Here is a 19,371-nt window from a genome sequence, read left to right on the forward strand (position 1 = left end):
CCAGCACATCAACAGGGAGCCTGCAGATGGCCACTCGCCCCGGCTACGACAGCGCACAGCTGGCAATCGAACTCGACGGCAAGGTCGCCGGCCCGGTGCAAAGCCTGCAAATGCCCGCCTACCGGCTCGAACCGGTGGTCGCGCCGATAGGCCCGGACCGCCGGCCGGCGTTGGGCAACAACACCCGTATCGAGCCGATGCAGGCCGAGTTCGAGCCGCTGCAGGCACCGGCCCTGCTCGATTGGGCGCTCTCGCTGCCCGAGCACAGGCCCACCGAGTTTGCCGGTGCCGCGCTGGTGCTGGACCACAGCGGAAAGCTGCAGCGCCGGGTCGAATGGCGCGAGGGCTTGCTCACCGAGCTGCGGCTGCCCATCCTGGACGCCGCGTCCAAGCAGGGCTTTGGCATCGGCATCAGCTGGCAGCCCGGCAGCGTGGTCTATGCGAAGCCGGACGGCTCGCCCAGGCTGCCTGCCGCTGCGCGCGGCAAGGGGCCAACGCTGGCCAACTTCCGCGTCTTGGGCCTGCCTTTCGACGCCAGCTTCATCACCCGCGTCGGGCTGCCAACGGTGAGCAGCCGTAGCGTCGACGAGCGCCACCGCTTTTACGAGCGCATTGATCTGGGCGAGCTCACGCTGGAGTTCTCGGCGCGCTCGCGCGACGCGGTACTGGCCTGGGCGCAGAAGATCATCGATGACGGCCGCATCCTCGAGGAGGAGTATCTGGACATCGTCATCGACCTGCTCGATACGGCGATGAAGAAGGTGCTGCTGAGCCTGCGCCTGTCGGGCTGCGGCCTGCTGGCCTATGAGGAAGCCCGGCTGGAGAGCATGGCCGACCAAGCAACGACCGTGACGCTGCGCCTGAGCATCAGCGAGCTGCAGCTCAAGCTCGGCGGCTGAGCCGGCGGTTCAGCCCAGACACTGCCCGCTGCGCCGCTCGGTGGCCGGCAGGGCCAGGCCGGGCAGCTCCAGCGCATAGTGCAGCGACAGCAGCTGCCAGCCTTCCGGGCCGAGCTGCCACTGCATGCTGTTGACGCCGCTGTAGTCGGGCCGAGCCTGGGCCGGATCGCGACGAGTCTCGACCACGCTATAAACCTGGGCATGTGCGCCGTAGCGGCGCTGCTCGCGGTGGATCTCGCACTCATGCATGGCCGGCCCCGGCCGGGGTTTCAGCAGGGCCAGAAATTCCGCGGCCGACCAAGCCCGGGCCCCGGTGCTGGCGGCACGCAGGCTCTGGCCGAACACCATGGCCTGCGGATGCAGCAAGGTGCTCATGCGAGCGACATCGGCGCCCTGGTCCGCACCGTGGCCGAAAGCGCGCCACAGCGCGCCGACCTGGGCGTCCAGCGCCGCCTGGCTGTGGGCCTGCGAGGCCGGGCCTAGCGCGGCCAGCACCGCCGGCCAGCTGACCCGGTACATATGGGCCAGGCCCGGCGCGCCACCGGCCAGCGGCCGGGTCGAGGCGAACAACAACCACTGGCCATCGGCGCTCACCGAGGGAGTGAACTCGAAATCGGGCCCGTTGATCGGCGCCGGCAGGCGCATCGCCGGGCCGAAGCCGGCGCCGACCCGCTCGGCCAGGTAGAGATCGCCACCTTCGCTGCCGGCGCGGCGGCTCCACCACAGCGCATGACGGCCGTCCGGCGTCAGGCTGAAGTCGCTGTTGAGTTCGCCCTCGTTGATCGGCGCCGGCAGGGCCACGGGCGCGGCGCTGCCGGACTCGACCGCATAAACACTCAGCTTGGCCGGCCCGCCGGCGCGGTAGGAGGCGAAGTACAGGCGCTCGCCATAGCGCTCCGGGCCCAGCTCATAGGCCGGGCTCTGCCAGGCCTCGGCCAGCCGGGTCGGCGGGCCGGCCCAGCGGCCATCGACCAGGGAGACCTCGTACAGATCGAGCTGGCCCAGCGCAGCGCCGGTGCCTTGCGTCGGCCGGTCCGAGACTAAGCTCAAGGTCTTGCCATCGGCGCTTAGATGGGGGTCGGAGTCGCGCCAGCGCGGGTCGGCAAACGGCAGGGGCTCGGCAGCCAGCCAGCGCTCCACATCGCGCTTTTGCGTATAGATCTGCGAGCCCTTGAAGCCGGCGGCCGAGCGGGCGAACACACGGGTGTCGCCGCGCTCCTGCAGGTTGTAGGCCTGCAGGCCGCTGCTGCCCAGATCGCCCAGATCGATGATCTCGACGCTCAGCGTCTGGGCCTGTACGCCGGCCAACGCCAGCCAGGAGGACAACACAAGGAAGGCGTAGCGTGACATCGGGATGATCAGAGAGTGGGCCAGCGCGCGATGCTAGCCAGGGCCGCAGGCTCGGCCGGCGCCATCCGACCAAGCCCGGCCGGCGTCGGATGAAGCGGGCTATCGCAACGACGAAAGCGTCTTGGCCGTCGCCGCCGGCACGGCCAGGCAGCCCAGCCCCGCCAGCGTGGCCTCCACCGCCTGGTCCAGCGGCGTGTGCGGCTCGTGGCCCAGCACCGCGAGCAGTCGGGCGTTGCTCATGCGCACCGGTTCCCGCCACAGATAGCGCATCTCGCGCAGCTCGCGCAGAAAGCCGACGAAGGGGGTGGCCAGCGCGACCAGCCACCAGGGGAAGGCGCGCAACCGCGGTGCGGCGCCGCCGTGCCGGACCACCGCCGCGCGGATCGCTTCGCCCATCTGCCGGCCGTCGCCGTCCCAATGGCCGGCCATATGGAAGCTCGCAAACGCCGGCAGCTCGGCGCGGCGCTGCAGCAGCTCGACCATGGTCGCCGCAACATCGGGCACATAAGACCATTGGTGACCGACACCCGCTGCACCCGGCAGACTGACGGTTGTGACCGTACGGCCTGGCTTGATCAGCCCCTGCGCGAACCAGCTGTTGCCGACCCTGGGACCGAAGAAATCGCCGGCCCGCACGATGATGACGCGACAAGGCCCACCCTCGCTGGCCGCCTGCAGCCGCCGCTCCAGCTCGACACGGATCGCGCCCTTGCGCGTCTGGGGACGCTGCGGTGCATCCTCGGCCAGCGTGGAGGAAAAGGCATCAGGGCCGTAGTTGTAGACCGTGCCCGGCAGCACGATGGTGGCGCCCTGGGCCTGGGCGGCGGCGATGGTGTTGTCCAGCATCGGCAGCACCAACTCGGCCCAGCGGCGGTAGCCGGGCGGATTGACCGCATGGACGATCACCGCGCAGCCCTGCGCGGCGGCCATCACGTCCTCGCGCTTCATCGCATCGCCGCGCAGCCAGGTGATGCCATCGCGCTGCTCGCTCGCCTGGGCCGCGCCGCGCTGCAGCGCCCGCACCTGCCAGCCCCGGTTGCGCAGCTGGCGTGCCAGCTCGCCGCCGATGCCACCGCTGGCGCCCAGCACCAGCACCGTGTTGTTCCTGTTGCCCTTTTGCATACCCATCTCCTGAAAGCCTGTTGCGATGGCCGCAGTCTCGGCGGCGCGCCGCTTTAATGGAATTAGCGAACACAAGCGAGCGGCTATACATTTATGTATGGATCAAGAGATTGGCTGGGAGCTTTACCGGACTTATCTGAGCGTGCTGCAGCAGGGCTCGCTGTCGGGCGCAGCACGGGCGCTGGGCATCGCCCAGCCCACCGTCGGCCGGCATGTCGAGGCGCTGGAAAAAGCCCTGGGCCTGCCGCTGTTCACGCGCTCGCAGCTGGGCCTGCAGCCCACCGAGGCGGCGCTGGCGCTGCGGCCCCATGCCGAGGCGATGAGCAGCCATGCGGCAGCGCTGCAGCGAGCGGCGGCCAGCCAGGGCGAAGGCATCCAGGGCACGGTGCGCATCACGGCCAGCGAGGTGATGGGCGTCGAGGTGCTGCCGCCGATCCTGGCGCGGCTGCAGGCCCAGCATCCGGCGCTGACCATCGAGCTGCTGCTGAGCAACCAGTTGCAGGACCTGCTGCAGCGCGAGGCCGATATTGCGGTGCGCATGACCGCGCCGCAGCAGGCGCAGCTGATCGCGCGCCGGGTCGCGCCGATCGAGCTGGGCCTGCACGCCCATCCGCGCTATCTGGACGCCCAGGGCACGCCGGGCTCGCTGGCCGAGCTGGGCCGGCACCGGCTGATCGGTTTCGATGTCGAGACGCCCTTCGTGCGTGCGGCCCGCAAAAGCGTCGGCATTCCCTGGCAGCGCGAGGCCTTCCGGCTGCGCAGCGACAACGATCTGGCCCAGCTCGCGCTGATACGGGCCGGTGCCGGCATCGGCATCTGCCAGGTGGCGCTGGCCCGGCGCGAGCCGGCGCTGCAGCGGGTGCTGCCCGATCAGCTGTCTTTCGTGCTGGAGACCTGGGTCGCGATGCACGAGGACCTGCGCGCCAGCCCAGCCTGCAAGCTCACGTTCGAGGCCCTGTGCCAGGGCCTGGCGCCGCCTGCGCAATCTCCTGTGCCGCCGCATTGAGCAGCTCGCGCAGCCAGCGCTGGCCCGGATCCAGCTCGTGGCGGGCGTGCCAGACCTGGCTGATATCGATGCCGACCAGTTCGAAAGGCAGCACCCGGCTGGCCAGCTGAGGCAGGAAGCCGGCGGCTGGCACGAAGCTGCTGGGCAGCACGGTCAGCAGCTCGGACTGGCGCACCGTCAGGCCGGCGGTGAAATAGCTGTTGACCGTCATCACGACCTCGCGCTCGCGGCCGATCAGAGCCAGCGCATCGTCGACGAAGCCGCGCGCGCGGCCGGCAAAGCTGACGCGCAGATGCTGGGCCTGGCAGTAGGCGTCCAGCGTCAGCGCGCCGGGCGCGGCCAGTGGGTGATCGCCGCGCATCACGCAGATGTACTCGGTGGCGTAGAGCGGCGCCAGCCGTATCAGCTCGGCCTCGCCTTGAGAGGCCAGCAGGCCCGGCAGCTCGGGAAAGAAACCGACCGCGACATCGGCCCGGCCCTGTTCCAGCATCTCGCGAGGGTCGCGCGAGGTCAGCGGCACGATCCGCAGCGCCACCCGGATGCCCTCGCGCTGAAAGCGTTTGGCCAGCGCCGGCACGAACAGCGCCGCGGTCGCGTCGGCCATCGCCAGCGTGAAGGCACTGCCAGGCTCGCGGGGATCGAAGGTCTGGGGCTCAAAGGCGCGCTGCAGATGGCCCAGCGCGGTGCGCACGATGGGCCACAGCACCTCGGCATGCTCGGTAGGCACCATGCCCGAGGAGCTCGGGATGAACAGCTCCTCGTTGGTGGCCTCGCGCAGGCGCCGCAAGGCATTGCTGACCGCCGGCTGGGTGATGGACAGCCGCGCGGCAGCCCGGGTCACATTGCGCTCTTCCATCACCACATCGAATACCCGCAACAGGTTCAGATCCAGGGTACGGAAGTTCAGGGGGCGTGGATTCGACATGTCCGGATGCTAAATCCATCACGGGTCATTCGCGACAGTGATACCGCGATTCGGATTCGCAATTGGCGGGTTCTACGTAAAAACCGCAATATCCCACCCATGGATACGGAGCGCTTGTGCTCTGTCCATACGCAAGAAGGGAAACACCATGTCCACCACCAGCCTCAACCTCCCGCTTCATGTGATGCCGTCCGACGTCGCCCGCGCCAACAGCGCCCAGGCTTCCGGAGCCCGCCTGATCGCGGCCGGATCGGCGGTGTGGCGCTTCCTGAGCGCCATCGGCGAAGCCCGCGGTCGCCAGACCATCGAAGAGCTCATCAAGAGCACCGAGATCACCCGCCCCGAGCTGTCGGCCGCGCTGCGCCGCGCCAACAACGGCAACTGGTCCTGAGCCTCAGCGCCTCACGCCTTGCAGCACATGGTCCAGCAGGGCCGTGCTGCAGGCCTGAACGGATGCGGTTTCGGTGTCCAGTGTCAAGGAGGGTGCCTCGGGCGCCTCATAGGGCGCCGAGATGCCGGTGAACTGCGGGATCTGGCCACTGTTGGCCTTCTTGTAGAGGCCCTTCACATCGCGGGCCTGGCACACCGCCAGCGGGCAGCGAACAAAGACCTCGACAAACTGCTGCGCCCCGACGATGTTGCGCACCATCGCGCGATCGCTGCGCAGCGGCGAGATGAACGCGGCAATCACCAGTTGCCCCTGCTCCAGCAGCAGCCGGCTGAGCTCGGCGGCGCGCCTGAGATTCTCGCGGCGCCCCTGCGGCGAAAAGTCCAGATCCGCGCACAGCCCCTGGCGCAGCCGATCACCATCGAGCAGCACGACAGGCCATTGGGCCTCGCGCAATTGGTGCTGAAGGGCCAGGGCCAGCGTGGACTTGCCCGCACCGGACAGGCCGGTCAGCCAGAACAGCCGGGCGCTCAGCGGCGAGGGCGTGCTCATCGCTCCCCCATTGACTCGGCCAAGGTCTTGCGCAACGGCTTGAGCAAATAGTCCATCAGCGAGCGGTCGCCAGTCCGGATATCCACCTGGGCCGTCATGCCCGGCAACATCTCCAGCGCCCGGCCAGTGCTGCTGCGCAGCGGAAGCTGCTCCGGCCTAATGCGCACCCGGTAGAAAGTCTCGACGCCTCGGCTGCTCTCTTCCTTCAGGCTGTCCGCGCTGACATAGGCGACGCGGCCGGCCACCGTGCCATAGATCGTGTAGTCGAAGGCATCGAAGCGGACACTGGCTGCCAGACCGGGTTGCACCCGGGCGATGTCGGCCGTGCTGACCTTGGCTTCAATCAGCAGATCGTCGTCGACCGGGATGATTTGCATCAGTTCCTCGCCGGCACGCAGCACACCGCCCACGGTGGTCACGCGGATGTTCTTCACGATGCCGGGCACGGCAGCGGTGAACACGCTGTCCTGCTGTTCTTGGCGGCGTCGGTTCAGCACCTGGCTCACCTGGGCCATCTCGTCCTCGGCCTTGGCCAGGTCCACCCGCGCGTCCTCGAGAAACTTGTTGCGGCGGTTGATCAGACGGGCTTCTGCCTCATTGAGGTTGCGCTGCACCCGGATCAGATCGCTGCCGCTGGCATCGCCGTCCTTGTGCAATTGCTCGATCAGATCCAGCTCGCGCCGGGCCAGTTGCACCGCCACCGACAGGGTGCGCAACTCCTCGCCCAGCCCGGCCATGCGCTGCACAAACAGCGCACGCTCAACCCTCGCAGTCTCGGGTGCGCGGGTCGGCAGTTCGGCATCGAAGTCCGGCGCCTTGGCGCCGATGACCTCGGCGCGCAAGCGCGCCGCCTTGGCGCGCAGCCCATAAAGCCGTGCTTCGGTCTCTCCCACCGAGGCGCCCAGGCGGCTCGGGTCCAGCCGTGCCAGCACCTGACCGGCCACCACCTTGTCGCCCTCTTTGACCAGCAAGGCCTCCACCACGCCGCCGTCCACCGCCTGGATCAGTTGCACCCTGCTGCTGGCGATCACCTCGCCGCGCGCCTGCGCCACCTCATCGACCCTGAACACCGCAGCCCAGACCAAGAAGCCCAGCACGGCAAGCAAGGCCGCGATGATCAAACCACCAGAGCCTCGCCGGTGATAGTTCTCCAGCTTTTGTTGCTGGCTCTTCCCCTCAAACCACATCAAGCTCTCCTCCACGCCGGATCGGCCGCAGCTGCGCGCCGGCCGGCGCCAACAAGCGCGGCAACACGGCAGACGGCGGCCCGTCGGCCTCGATGGCGCCTTGCCTCATCAATAGCACCCGGGTGGCCAGCTGGGCCGCCTGCAGGGGCCGGTGCGTGGCGACGACCAGGATGTCCTCGGGCCGCAGCAGGCGCTGCAGTTGGGCCCACACGGCCGCTTCGCTCTGTGCGTCCAGCGCGGCCGTGGGCTCGTCCAGCAGCCAGATGCGGGGCCGCACCAGCATCACCCGCGCCAGGGCCACCAACTGGCGCTGGCCGCCCGACAAACCCTCGCCGCCCTCGCTGATCGGCAACTCCATGCCCAGCGGGCTGGATGCGGCCAAGCGGTCCAGACCCAACTCGCGGCACAGCGTCAGTAGCTCGGTATCGCCGGCCGCACCGGCCAGGCTCAGATTGCTCAGCAGGCTGCCCTTGAACAGCTGGGGTGTCTGCGGCAGGTAGCCCAACACGCCGGCCAGCACCTGGGGATCGAGCTCCCACAGATCGGCGTCGCCCAAGCGCACCCGACCCTCGCTGGGCCGGTAGATGCCGGCCAGCACCTTCAACAAGGTGGACTTGCCGCAGCCGTTAGGGCCAACGAGCAGCACCCGCTCGCCGGCCTGCAAACGCAGCGCGCTGGGCTGCAACTGGCGCTGCGGCGAGTCCGCATAGGCAAAACCGGCCTGCTCCAGCTGCAGCGAAGCACGCTCCAGAGCCGGCGCCAGCAGGCGCGCGTCGGGCCGGCGCTCGGTGCGCAGTGCCAGCACCTGGTGTACCAGCTTGAGCGACTGGGCCACCGACTGCCACTGGCTCAGATACTGCACCGCATGGGCGATCGGCGCGATCACCCGGCCGCCCAGCAGGCTGCAGGCGATCAAGCCGCCCATGCTGAGTCGGCCGGCCTCGATCTGCCAGACCCCGACGACGACCGCCGCCACATAGGCCAAGGTCGAGAGGCTGGCCGTGGCGATGGCGCTGCCGCTGCTGATGGCTTTTTGCCGGATGTTGTAGCCGTCGATCGCAGCGGTAATGGACTGCCACTCCTGCGCAAAACGCCAGCCCGCATGGCTGGCGCGTATGGTCTCCGCGCCGCGGATGGTGTCCACCAGCAGACCTTGACGTTCGTGGCCGCGCTGCAGCTGCAAGCGCATCAGCTCGCGCAAGCGCAGCTGGGTCACCCAGCCCAGCAGCAGCGCCAGCGGCAACAGCGCCGCATAAACCCAGCCCACATGGCCGCCGACCACGGCGATGAAACCGAGGAACAGCAGCACGAAAGGCAGGTCGGCCAGCGCGAAGACGATGCCCGAGGTGAAGAACTGCCGCACCGCGTCGAGCCCGCCGATCTGGGCCGCCAGCGTGCCCAGGCTGCGCGGCTGCTGGTCCAGCTGCAGGCTCAACACATGCTCGAACACCTGCTGGGATACCTGCTTGTCGACTGCGCAGGACAGGCTGTCGATGATGCGCGAGCGCAGGTTCTTCAGCAGCCAGTCCAGCGCGATCACCAGCAGCATGCCGACCACCAGCGTGGTCAGCGTCGCATACGCCAGGGTCGGCACGACACGGTCATAGACCTGCATCGCGAAGATCGAGGTGGCCACCGCCAGCAGATTGACCAGCACGGTGGCCACGACCACCTTGAACAACCAGCGCTTGTCGCGCATCAGTGCCTGCCAGACCATGCGGGCAGCCAGATTGCCGGCCAGCGGCGCCCTGCCCTCGGCCGCGCGAGCCGCTGCGGCCTCGACCCGCAGCCACAGCACCGGCGCGTCGGCTGGCAGCGCGTCGGCCACGCCCGCAACGGCGCCCTGGGCGTCGAGCAGTTGCACCTGGCCGTCGCCACCGCGCAGGGCCAGGCACCAGCGCTGGCCGTGGCAGACCAGCACCGGCAGGCGGCGCGGATCGAGCCGTCCCCAGCTCAGGCGCACCGGCGCCACACCGCTGACGCGCGCGCGCTGCAGCTGCTCGCGCAGCGCCTGCGGGCTGGCATCCACCGGGCCTAGCGCGGCCGCTGCCTGAACAAGTTCAGGGGGCAAGCCCAGCGCCTGCAACAGCCGGCCCAACACAGCCGCGTCGACCGGCGCTTCCTGTTTCATCGTTTCATCCCTCATGCAATGGTGCGCCGCTCTGTGCAAGGCCGGCCAGCGCATCGAGCGCACCGGCGATGGCCTGGATCTGCAGCGCCTGCGTCAAGCGCTCGGAACGCACCTGGGCTTGCTGCAGGCGCTGCTCGAACAGCTCGCGCTGGATGTTCAGCACATCCAGCCAGCTCTTGGTGCCGGCTTCGAACTGGCGTTTGTACGACTGCAGCAGGGCCGCGAGCTCGGCCACCGACTCAGCCTGCAGGTCCAGCAACTCGGTCTGCAGGCGATGCTGGGCCAGCAGGCGCTGCAGCCGGCGTTGGACCTCGCTGCGCGCTGCCGCCAGATCCTGGCGCGCGGCTTCCAGCTGGGCCGAGGCCTGAGCGCTGCGGCTGCGCGTGGTCAGGCCCATGCCGTCCAGGCTGGCCTCGAACACCAGGCTGAGCTGCTGGTCGTTGCGCCCTCCTGCCGGGCGGGCGGCCTCGGCCTGCAGATAGATCGTCGGCATGGCGGCGCTGCGCGTTTGCAGCATGGCTGCTTCGGCACGGGCGATCTGGGCCTGGCGCAGGCGCAGATCGGCACTGGCCGACAGGCCTTGGGACAGCAGCTGCTCGGCCGGTGCCAGCTCGGCCAATTCGGCTGCGGGCGGCAGCTCCGCAGCGATCTCGTCCTGGGTCAGTGCGCTCAACTCGGTACGCGCGATCGCCAGCTCGGCCTGCTGGGACTGCTCACGCGAGCGTGCCTGTGCCAGGCGGGTGGCAGCCAGGCCGACATCGGCGCGCGAGGCCAATTGGCCCCGCTCGCGGCGCTGGATCTGTTCGTGCAGGGCCTGGTGAGCCTGGGTGTTGTCGCGCGCGATCTGCAGGCGTTCACGCTGGCCCAGCACCAGCGCATAGGCCGCCGCCGTCTGCTCGAGCAGCTGGCGCTGCACGCGCAGCAGGTCGGCCCGCTCGCTGTCGGTGCCGGCATCGGCCAGGCGGATGCCGTCCTCGATGCGACCGAAGCTCCATACCGGCTGGCGCGCCCGCAGGCTGTAGGGCAGTTGGCCGCCGGCATTGCCGCGCCCCTCCTGGCCCTGGGCCTGCAGCGTGAGGCTGGGGAAACGCTGCGCACGGGCAGCGTCGGCTGCATGGCCCTGGGCCTGAAGCTCGGCGCTCTTGCCCGCCACCGAGGGGTGTCGGCTCAGCGCCAAGCGCAGGGCCTGCTCAAGACCGTCGGGACCCAGGGGCTGTGCCATTGCGGGCGCGCAGCCCAGCGCCGCCGCCAGAATCAGCCACAGAGCTCTCATGCCTCGTCCTCTTGTTTGGGCACCGGCTGGCGCCAGCGCTCGGCGCGCTGCGCATCTCCAGCCAACTCGCAAGCGCGCAGCAGATCGCGGCGCCAGTTCTTGTTCCAGGGGCAGCGCTGCAGGGCCTTCTCCATCAATGTAATGCCATCGGGCAGATGGCCCTTGCGCACATAGATCAGCCCCACCATGAAATTAGCGGCGGCGTGCTCTGGCAGGTGGTGCAGCAACTGCTGGAAGCGGTACTCGGCCTCGTCGAGCCGATCCTCGCGATACAGCGCCACGCCGCTGTCGAGCAGACCGGGCTGCGGCAGCGTCACCATGTCGGTGATCGGCTGCCACTCGATCTTGGCATTGGTGCTGCGGATCAGCGGCCCGAGATGCTCGCGATAGCGCTCCCACCGGGCCTTCGATGTGGCGTAGATCGGCTGGCGCACCTGCCAGACGCTGGCGGTCTTGACCGGCCGCTCCAACTCGCTGAAGTTCAGCACCTGCGGCTCCCATGCCACGCCGATGTAGTCCAGCATGCGCCGCGCCTGGGCCTGGGCATCGGCGACGACATCCTCGTAGTTCACCTCCAGGATCTCGCCGGGGAACAGCTGTTGCCAATGGTGCATCAGCAGATTGTGATCGGCGAGCTGCTCGCCGATCCAGCCCAGGTCGTAGGCGAAGCCCATGCCGCCGTGCTTGGCGGCGTAGTCGGTGAAGAAGTTGGAGATCGCGATATCGCGCGGATCGCGCCGTACAGAGATGATGCGAGCCTTCGGAAACAGCAGCTTGATCAGGCCGATGTTCTCGAAGTTGTGCGGCAGCTTGTCGATCACATGGCGGGCTTCAGGCGCGTAGTCCTGCAACTCCTTGAGCATATTGGCGCTGATGCCTTTGACCACCTCGACGCTCAGGTCGTCTACACAGTCCGGGTAGTGCCGGCCCGAGCCGGCGCGGCGCTCCCAGCGCTCCAGCCCGGCGATCACGCCGGGGATCAGGCCCAGCTCACCGGCGCCGTGGATCTGGCTGTGGCCGGCGAGGATCTGCTCGACCAGTGTGGTGCCTGAACGCGGCATGCCGAGCACGAACACGGGCAGCGTCGAGCTGTCGCCCAGGCCAGGGCGGTCGTCGTACAGCGTGCGGCTGAAGGCATGGCGGATGCGAGCGCAGTACTGGCGGTGTGCTGCAGGGTCGTAGCTCAGCAACGCACGGCTGGCGGCATTGGATTCATCGGCCAGGGCGAAGGCCTTGGCATGTTCCTGCCGTTGTTCCCAGGCTGTGGCCAGTTGCAGCAGTGGGCCCGGCTGCACCGGACCCTCTGCGCTGGGGCGGCGGGCCAGCGCTTCCAGCCGCTGCAGGGTCGCCTCATCTTCCGGAAGGCGTCGCGCATTGATCAGCGCCGAATACCCGCGCGCCGGATCCAAAGCCTTGACCTGCTCGAACAAGGCCACGGCCTCGTCAATGCGCCCCAACTGCATCTGCAACTGCCCCAGCCCTTGCAGGGCAGACAGCATCTGCGGTTGATCCCGCAGTGCCTGGCGATAACTCGCCTCGGCCTGGGCGAACTGCTGCTGCTGCGCCTGTACGGCCGCCAGTGCCACCTTCACCTGCGCCTGCCAGTCTCGGATTTGCCCGGCCTCGGCATCCTCGCCGGGCCTGAGACCGTTCAACTCGTCGAGCGCCTGCTGTACCACCTGTTGCGCCAGCGCCGCATCGGTCGGGGTGGCCATGCCGGCCAGTCGCAGACGCAGCGCCACGCTAGGCTGCTGCGCCTTTCTGGCCGCAACGATGGCGCGGCGCAATAGGCTCATGGCCTGAGATGTTCGGCCTTGCAGCATGGCCAGTTCGGCCAGTTGCTGGCAAGTCCCCAGGTGATCGGGGTAAAGGCCAAGTGCGCGCCGCAACAGGTCCTCGGCCTGCACATGAAGGCCGCGTTCGGCCAGACGCAGGGCGGTGCCCGACACCAGGGCGCACCAGGCGTCCTGGTGCAGTTGCGGCTGCTGCTCGTCCAGCCACATCTCGGCCGCGGCCAGATTGCCTTGGGCCAGATACAGATCAAGGCGCACACCGCCCAGCCGCTGGGTGTGCACGCCGGCCTGCGCTTGCGGCCAATCGTTACGCTCGCCTGCCCAGAACGCATCCGCCTGAGCCAAAGTGCTTTCGGTGCGCTGAAGATCGCCCGCCTGCAGGTAGATGCGCAACAGCTGCTCGAATACCAGCATGCGCGGTTGCAATGCCAGACTCTGCTCGTACAGGTGCTGAGCTTCCGCGAGGTCGCGGCGCTGCAGATGGCAGGCCGCCAGACGGGCCAGCAAAAGTGCATGCCCGGGCGCCTGGGTGCAGGCGTGCGTCAGCAGGGACTGGGCCGCATCCAGGTCCCCCATCAACAGGTGAACGGCGGCGAGATCAACGCGGGTGTCCACATCCAGCGCGTCAACGTCGGGCACTGCCGCGCCCAGCGCCGCAAGCACATCCCGGGCCGCCTGTACGTCCCCGAGATGGGCACAGGCCATCGCTAGCATCACCTGCTCGGCCGGGCTTGGTGCGGTGGCCGCGTTACAGGCTTCGCGCAGAAGTTCAAACTGCCGTTGTTCAGCCCAACGGCGCAGCAGAAGCATGGGAGTCACGGCGGGCGCAAGTGTCGGCAGGGTTCGGCCGGCAGGCGTCAGGCCAGGCCTTGAGAGGTCAGTACATTGGGAGCGCCAGCGGCGGCAAAGGAATGGAAATAGACCTGGTTGAGCGTATGGTCCAAATTGGGGTTGGCGCCCCAGACGCCGTTCCAGAGGTCGATTGCCGAAGTCACGAAGTTCGGCGTGACGCGACCGAGTCGTCCTGTATTCCAGAGCGTTGCGGCAAAATAGCCGCCAGCCGCCCAACTGCTGATGTTGGCGCGCTGGAACAACGCATCGACGGGACCACTGGCCCCAATCACGGCGGAGCCTGTTCCCACCAGCACGATCTTGTCGTCAGCGCCCAGGTTGTTCGCGCCCGACCAGAGGCCCCAACTGTCACTCGCGCCCGGGCCGTTGCCGTCGGTACTGAGCGCGTTGCTGTTGCTCTGGACCCGAATGTAGATGGTGTACGCGGTGCTCGCATCGAAGGCGCGCCCGCTGTGGCTGGAGTTCACCCCTTCCACCAGATCAAACACCACGATGCTGGTGTTCACGGGCGGTGCCGAGGTGTCGATCGCAATGGCCTCATTCGCCCCCAGCGAGCCGGCCGCGCCCGGGCTAGGCAGGGTCAGGGTGGCGTTGTTGCCGGCCGCGTCGCGGATCGAACCGCCGTTCAAGGCCAGCGCCCCGGTGCTGAGGTAGTCCAGATCGGCACTCGTATCGCCGGCCTGCACCGTGTAGCTGAAGGTCAGCGTGTTGGTGCCGGAACCGCCGCTGTAGTTCACGGCCCGGTCGGTCGTGCCGGTTTCCAGGGTCAGCTGCGGCGTGCCGGTCACGGTCACCGATTCACTGAAGACGACCTGGATGCTGATCACCTGGCCGACGCCATAGGAGCCGGCCGCGGTCGTGCTGCTGACGCTGCTGACCGTGGGCACCACGCCGTCGACGGCCAACGCTTCGTTGGCACCCAGCGAGCCCGCCGCACCCGGCGTCGCCAGAGTGAGCGTGGCGTCATTTCCCACCGCATCGCGGATACTGCCGCCGTTCAGGCTCAGCGCGCCGGTGCTCAGATAGTCCAGATCCGCGTTGGTGTCGCCAGCCTGCACGGTGTAGCTGAAAGTCAGCGTATTGCTGCCCGAGCCGCTGCTGTAGTTGACGATGCGGTCGGTCGTGCCCGTTTCCAGGGTCAGCTGCGGCGTGCCGCTGACGGTGACCGCTTCGCTGAAGGCGACCTGGATGCTGATTGCATCACCCACCTTGTAAATGCCGGCGGCCGTGCTGCTGGTGACGGCGGCGACCGTCGGCCCAGTGGTGTCGATCACGATGGCCTCGTTTGCTCCCAGCGAGCCGGCCGCACCTGGTGTGGCCAGGGTCAGCGTGGCGTCATTGCCCACGGCATCACGGATGCTGCCGCCGTTCAGGCTCAAGGCGCTGCCGCTCAGATAGTCCAGATCAGCGCTTGTGTCGCCGGCCTGCACGGTGTAGTTGAAGGTGAGCGTGTTGCTACCCGAGCCGCTCGCGTAGTTGACCACCCGGTCAACGCTGCCCGTTTCCAGCGTCAACTGCGGTGTGCCGGTCACGGTCACAACTTCGCTGAACGACACCTGGATGCTGATCACATCGCCCGCCTTGTAGCCGCCGGCGGCGGCGGTGCTGCTCACGCCGGTGACCGCCGGCAAAACACCGTCGATCACGATGGCGCTGCTGGCGCCCAGCGAGCCCGCGCCGCCGGGGCTGGCCAGGGTCAGTGTGGCGTTGTTGCCGGCGCTGTCGCCGATGCTGCCGCCATTCAGACCCAACGCAGCGGTGCTCAGATAGTCCAGGTCCGCGCTCGTATCGCCGGCCTGCACCGTGTAGTTGAAGGTCAGTGTGTTGCTGCCCGAGCCGCTTGCGTAGTTGACCACCCGGTCGATGCTGCCGGTTTCCAGCGTCAACTGCGGCGTGCCGGTGACGGTCACCGATTCGCTGAAGTCAACCTGGATGCTGATCACATCGCCGACCTTGTAGCTGCCCGCTGCGGTGTTGCTGCTCACGCCAGTGACGGTGGGGACGGTGCCGTCGATGACCACGGCTTCGTTGTCGCCCAGCGAACCGGCGCTGCCCGGGGTGGGCAGCGTGAGCACGGCGGCATTGCCGGCCAGGTCGCGCAGGGTGCCGCCGTTCAGGCTCAGGGCGCTTGTGCTCAGATAGTCCAGATCGGCCGTGGTGTCGCCCGCCTGCACCGTGTAGTTGAAGCTCAGCGTGGCGGTGCCAGAGCCGCTGCTGTAGTTCGCGACCCGGTCGGTCGTGCCGGTTTCCAGGCTCAGCTGCGGCGTGCCGGTCACATCCACCGCTTCGCTGAAGGTGATCTGGATGCTGATCACATCGCCCACCTTGTAGCTGCCGGCAGCGTTGCTGCTGCTCACGTTGAGCACCGTGGGCGCGGTCTCATCGACGAGGTCGTTGATCGCCAGCGTCACCGCCTGCTCGCTGGCATTGCCGGCCGCATCCGTAGCCACGACGGTGAAGCTGTAACTGCTCTTGGTCTCGAAGTCGGGATTGCCCGTCAGGCTCACCGCGCCGGTGCTGGTGTTGATGCTGAAGGCCGCATGATCACCCGCCGCCTTCAGGCTGTAGCTGGTGCTGCCCGTGGCGATGTCGCCCGCATCGGTACTGGTGGCCGTGTAGACCAGCTGACCTGCGCCGCTGTTCTCGTTGATCGCCGCTGCCACCGCGCCCGAGGTGATCGTGGGCGCCACCTCGTCCAGGTCGTTGATCGCCAGCGTCACCGCCTGCTCGCTGGCATTGCCCGCCGCGTCGGTGGCGATCACCGTGAAGCTGTAGCTGGCCTTGCTTTCATGGTCCGGGTTGCCGGTCAGCGTCACCGCGCCGGTGCTGGTATTGATGCTCAGCAGCGCATGGTCGTCCACCGCCTTGAGGCTGTAGCTCAGCGCCGAAGCGTCGGTGGCGGCGGCCGTGTAGACCAGTTGGCCCGCACCGGCGTTCTCGTTGAGCGCAGTCGCCACCGCGCCCGAGCTGATCACCGGCACGCCGTTGTCGACCCGGTAGCTGGCGTTGTCGGCCACCGCCCCGTGGCTCAACAACGCGTCGTTGTTGTCGACGTCCTTGAGCGTGCCGCCGTTGAGCGCCAGTGCGTCGGCTGCGATGCTGATGCCATTGGCGTCGGCATCGCCCGCTTGTACCGTGTACTGGAACACCAGCGCCGTGCTGCCGCTGCCAGAGACATAGTCGGCCTGCACCGTGACACCACCCACGTTCAGCGCCAGGCGCGGCGTGCCCGTCACAGTAGTGGCCTCGTTCATCGTCACCGTCACGCTGACGACATCCCCAGCGTTCAGATGGTTGTTAAGCGCTCCTGTCGCGCCGCTGATGGCCACACTGCTGATCGCCGGGAAGCCATCGGCCACATCGGTGATGGCCAGACTCACCGCCTGCTCGCTGGCGTTGCCCGCCGCGTCGGTGGCGATCACTGTGAAGCTGTAGCTGGCCTTGCTCTCGAAGTCAGGGTCGGCAATCAGGCTCACCGCCCCGGTGCTGGCGTTGATGCTGAAGGCCGTGTGGTCGCCCACGGCCTTCAGGCTGTAGCTGGTGCTGCCCGAGGCGATATCGCCCGCGTCGGTGCTGCTGGCCGTGTAAACCAATTGGCCCGCGCCGCTGTTCTCCGCGATGGCCGCGGCCACCGCGCCAGAGGTGATGCTCGGCGCGACCTCGTCGAGGTCGTTGATGTTCAGGCTGACATCGCGCTCGCTGGCCAGTCCGCCCGCATCGGTGGCGATCACTGTGAAGCTGTAGCTGGCCTTGCTCTCGTGGTCGGGGTTGCCGTTCAGACTCACCACGCCGGTGCTGGCGTTGATGCTCAGCAGGCCATGGTCGCCCACGGGTTTGAGGCTGTAGCTCACACCACCGCTGCCGGTGGCCACGGCGCTGTAGATCGCCTGCCCCGCGCCGCTGTTCTCATTGAGCGCATTGGCCACGCCGCCCGAGCTGAAGCTCGGCGGCGCCTCGGCCACATCGGTGATGGCCAGACTCACCGCCTGCTCGCTGGCGTTGCCCGCCGCGTCGGTGGCGATCACCGTGAAGCTGTAGCCGGCCTTGCTCTCGAAGTCGGGGTTGCCGATCAAGGTCACCGCGCCGGTGCTGGCGTTGATGCTGAAAGCCGCCTGATCACCTGTGGCCTTCAAGCTGTAGCGGGTGCTGCCCGTGGCAATGTCGCCCGCGTCGGTGCTGGTGGCCGTGTAGACCAACTGCCCCGCCCCGCTGTTCTCCGCCACGGCGACGGCCTGAGCGCCCGAGCTGACGGTGGGTGCCGATTCGTCCAGGTTGTTGACCGTCACGCTCAGCGTCTGTTCGCTGGCATTGCCCGCCGCATCGGTGGCGATCACCGAGAGGCTGTAGCTGGCTTTGGTCTCAAAGTCCGCACTGCCCACCAGGCTCACCGCTCCGGTGCTGGCGTCGATGCTGAAGGCCGTGTGGTCGCCCACCGCCTTCAGGCTGTAACGCACGGGACTGGGGTCGGTCGCACTGGCCGTGTGCAGCAGACGGCCAGCGGCCAGGTTCTCGTCCACACTCAGCGCCTGCGGCGGCGCGCCGAACTGCGGCGCGACGGTGTCGACAATCACCGAGACCTCGTCCCCCAGGTCAAGCCCCGTGTTCTCCACGACCACTTTGCCGCCTTCGATCAGCCCGGCTTGGGCTGTCGGCGCCAGCGTGGCGGTGCCGCCGCTGAGCGTCAGTCCGGCCAGCACTTGGTTGACGGTTTGCTGGCTGTTGCCGCCGTTGGCCACATCGGCACCGGAGAACGCGGCCAGGATCAGTCCATAGGTCTCGCCCTGGCTCAGTCCGTCGATCGCATTGAAGGCGCCCCCATTGGTCGGCTGGACCGCCGTGCCATGCAAGGCATCAAGGCCGAACAGCGTTGCGACGGACTCGTTGACACCATCGACGACTGCCGTGGTCAGCGCTGCGCTGCCGGCCTGCTCGATGGCCTTGTGGTAGGCCAGTGTGGTCAGCACATTGAGGTTGACGGTCACCGTGGTGTTGGGCGTGCGCACCACCTCGATGCTGAACAGGTCGGCATTCAGGTCCTTGCCCACCGCAGAGGCTTCGTCCAAATAGTCAGCCCCGGCATCGCTGTCGATCACCCGCGCGATCACAACGCCGATATAGCTACCCACGGCGATCGTGAAGCTACCGTCCGGATTGACCTTGGCTTCGCCGAGCTTGCTCACACCGTCGGCCGCAAAGACCGCCACCGTCAGACCGTTGCCCGCAATCACCGGACCGCCGACGATGGTGCCCTTGACGAAGTTGGCCACCGCGACCGGCGGCTCCGGCTCGGGCGCCGCGGGCGATGCGCCGCCGCCGCCATTCGCAGCCAGCCCCAGGCCCAGCAGGCCGCCACCGATCAGTTGGGGAAGATAGCCCGCCGCGTCATCGGAGGCCGCGCTCCAGATCAGTTGTTCGCCCGAGGCCAGCGTGGTCTGCGGAGGTGACATCGGCGTGATTGCCGCGGCCACGGCTCCTTCGCTCCCCGGCGTACCGGTGGGCAAGAACTCGACCCCGGTCTCGCCGTAGAAATTCTCGATCTCGAGCTGCTCGCCCTCCAGCTCAACCAGCAGCGCACTGCCCTTGCGCTTGAGCAGCAAACCCGGCACCGGCTTGCCGCTGGCCGGATCCAGCAAGGCGTACTGCGCCCCTGACTCGGCAGTGACCTTCAACAACAGGGCCGTCGACTGCTTGCTCAAGCTCCCGTCAGCGGAGCGCTTCATCAAGTCTAGGCTTGACAGCTTGTTTTTGTGCCCGACAGGTTTGGCTTGCTGGGTCATGGCTTCCCTTGATGAAAGTTGTCTCGGATCTGGGCTTGATACTTCTTGCCACATTTGATCTTACGGGGTGGCCTAGCAATCCCAGTTGCGGATTGCCGCGGGCAATGACTTTTATC

Annotated in this window: 12 protein-coding genes; 3 read left to right on the forward strand and 9 right to left on the reverse strand. The window is 68.0% G+C overall.

Annotated features, from left to right (window positions below):
- Positions 1-26 precede the first annotated feature (26 nt).
- Positions 27-899, forward strand: a complete 873-nt coding sequence (locus OOZ63_RS15185) for a hypothetical protein (protein ID WP_266006384.1) — start codon at positions 27-29, stop codon at positions 897-899.
- Positions 900-908: 9 nt separating this feature from the next.
- On the opposite strand, the gene OOZ63_RS15190 is transcribed toward OOZ63_RS15185, so the two are convergent.
- Together OOZ63_RS15190 and OOZ63_RS15195 are read right to left on the reverse strand one after the other, a co-directional pair.
- On the reverse strand, positions 909-2,249 hold the full coding sequence (locus OOZ63_RS15190; protein ID WP_266006385.1) for a hypothetical protein: 1,341 nt from the start codon (positions 2,247-2,249) through the stop codon (positions 909-911).
- Positions 2,250-2,348: 99 nt separating this feature from the next.
- Positions 2,349-3,371, reverse strand: coding sequence for an NAD-dependent epimerase/dehydratase family protein (locus OOZ63_RS15195; protein ID WP_266006386.1), 1,023 nt, complete (start codon positions 3,369-3,371; stop codon positions 2,349-2,351).
- Positions 3,372-3,468: 97 nt separating this feature from the next.
- Here OOZ63_RS15195 and OOZ63_RS15200 point away from each other — a divergent pair, with 97 nt between their 5' ends.
- Complete coding sequence (locus OOZ63_RS15200; protein WP_266006387.1) at positions 3,469-4,377, forward strand: LysR family transcriptional regulator; 909 nt, start codon at positions 3,469-3,471, stop codon at positions 4,375-4,377.
- Here OOZ63_RS15200 and OOZ63_RS15205 read toward each other — a convergent pair.
- Entirely contained in the window at positions 4,313-5,302 is a 990-nt protein-coding gene (locus OOZ63_RS15205; protein WP_266006388.1) for a LysR family transcriptional regulator, read from the reverse strand. The two genes, OOZ63_RS15200 and OOZ63_RS15205, sit on opposite strands and share 65 nt — an antisense overlap.
- A gap of 148 nt (positions 5,303-5,450) precedes the next feature.
- Here OOZ63_RS15205 and OOZ63_RS15210 point away from each other — a divergent pair, with 148 nt between their 5' ends.
- Positions 5,451-5,693: a hypothetical protein gene (locus OOZ63_RS15210; protein ID WP_266006389.1), complete on the forward strand. Its 243-nt coding sequence runs from the start codon at positions 5,451-5,453 to the stop codon at positions 5,691-5,693.
- Positions 5,694-5,696: 3 nt separating this feature from the next.
- On the opposite strand, the gene cysC is transcribed toward OOZ63_RS15210, so the two are convergent.
- From cysC to OOZ63_RS15240, 6 genes are read right to left on the reverse strand one after another with little or no spacing between them, the layout of a single operon-like run.
- Positions 5,697-6,242, reverse strand: coding sequence for an adenylyl-sulfate kinase (cysC, locus tag OOZ63_RS15215; protein WP_266006390.1), 546 nt, complete (start codon positions 6,240-6,242; stop codon positions 5,697-5,699).
- The gene (locus OOZ63_RS15220; RefSeq protein ID WP_266006391.1) at positions 6,239-7,429 is read right to left on the reverse strand and encodes an HlyD family type I secretion periplasmic adaptor subunit; all 1,191 of its coding nucleotides are present in this window, start codon (positions 7,427-7,429) and stop codon (positions 6,239-6,241) included. Before OOZ63_RS15220 ends, cysC begins: the two co-directional genes overlap by 4 nt.
- Positions 7,419-9,560 carry an ATP-binding cassette domain-containing protein gene (locus OOZ63_RS15225; protein ID WP_266006392.1) on the reverse strand — a complete coding sequence of 714 codons (2,142 nt, stop codon included), beginning with the start codon at positions 9,558-9,560 and terminating at the stop codon, positions 7,419-7,421. Before OOZ63_RS15225 ends, OOZ63_RS15220 begins: the two co-directional genes overlap by 11 nt.
- Before the next feature lie 4 nt (positions 9,561-9,564).
- Complete coding sequence (locus tag OOZ63_RS15230; RefSeq protein WP_266006393.1) at positions 9,565-10,833, reverse strand: TolC family protein; 1,269 nt, start codon at positions 10,831-10,833, stop codon at positions 9,565-9,567.
- Positions 10,830-13,436 (reverse strand): tetratricopeptide repeat-containing sulfotransferase family protein, encoded by a 2,607-nt coding sequence (locus tag OOZ63_RS15235; protein ID WP_266006394.1) that lies wholly within the window; start codon positions 13,434-13,436, stop codon positions 10,830-10,832. Before OOZ63_RS15235 ends, OOZ63_RS15230 begins: the two co-directional genes overlap by 4 nt.
- Positions 13,437-13,483: 47 nt before the next feature.
- Positions 13,484-19,198 (reverse strand): beta strand repeat-containing protein, encoded by a 5,715-nt coding sequence (locus OOZ63_RS15240; RefSeq protein ID WP_266006395.1) that lies wholly within the window; start codon positions 19,196-19,198, stop codon positions 13,484-13,486.
- Positions 19,199-19,371: the final 173 nt, after the last annotated feature.

Origin of the sequence: Paucibacter sp. PLA-PC-4 (assembly GCF_026241155.1) — a bacterium.
Lineage (GTDB): Bacteria > Pseudomonadota > Gammaproteobacteria > Burkholderiales > Burkholderiaceae_C > Roseateles_E.

Coding starts and splice junctions, on each gene's coding strand:
- OOZ63_RS15195 (WP_266006386.1), bottom strand. CDS start 3,371: ATGCAAAAGGGCAACAGGAACAACACGGTGCTGGTGCTGGGCGCCAGC.
- OOZ63_RS15240 (WP_266006395.1), bottom strand. CDS start 19,198: ATGAAGCGCTCCGCTGACGGGAGCTTGAGCAAGCAGTCGACGGCCCTG.
- OOZ63_RS15230 (WP_266006393.1), bottom strand. CDS start 10,833: ATGAGAGCTCTGTGGCTGATTCTGGCGGCGGCGCTGGGCTGCGCGCCC.
- OOZ63_RS15235 (WP_266006394.1), bottom strand. CDS start 13,436: ATGCTTCTGCTGCGCCGTTGGGCTGAACAACGGCAGTTTGAACTTCTG.
- OOZ63_RS15190 (WP_266006385.1), bottom strand. CDS start 2,249: ATGTCACGCTACGCCTTCCTTGTGTTGTCCTCCTGGCTGGCGTTGGCC.
- OOZ63_RS15200 (WP_266006387.1), top strand. CDS start 3,469: ATGGATCAAGAGATTGGCTGGGAGCTTTACCGGACTTATCTGAGCGTG.
- OOZ63_RS15220 (WP_266006391.1), bottom strand. CDS start 7,429: ATGTGGTTTGAGGGGAAGAGCCAGCAACAAAAGCTGGAGAACTATCAC.
- OOZ63_RS15225 (WP_266006392.1), bottom strand. CDS start 9,560: ATGAAACAGGAAGCGCCGGTCGACGCGGCTGTGTTGGGCCGGCTGTTG.
- OOZ63_RS15210 (WP_266006389.1), top strand. CDS start 5,451: ATGTCCACCACCAGCCTCAACCTCCCGCTTCATGTGATGCCGTCCGAC.
- cysC (WP_266006390.1), bottom strand. CDS start 6,242: ATGAGCACGCCCTCGCCGCTGAGCGCCCGGCTGTTCTGGCTGACCGGC.
- OOZ63_RS15205 (WP_266006388.1), bottom strand. CDS start 5,302: ATGTCGAATCCACGCCCCCTGAACTTCCGTACCCTGGATCTGAACCTG.
- OOZ63_RS15185 (WP_266006384.1), top strand. CDS start 27: ATGGCCACTCGCCCCGGCTACGACAGCGCACAGCTGGCAATCGAACTC.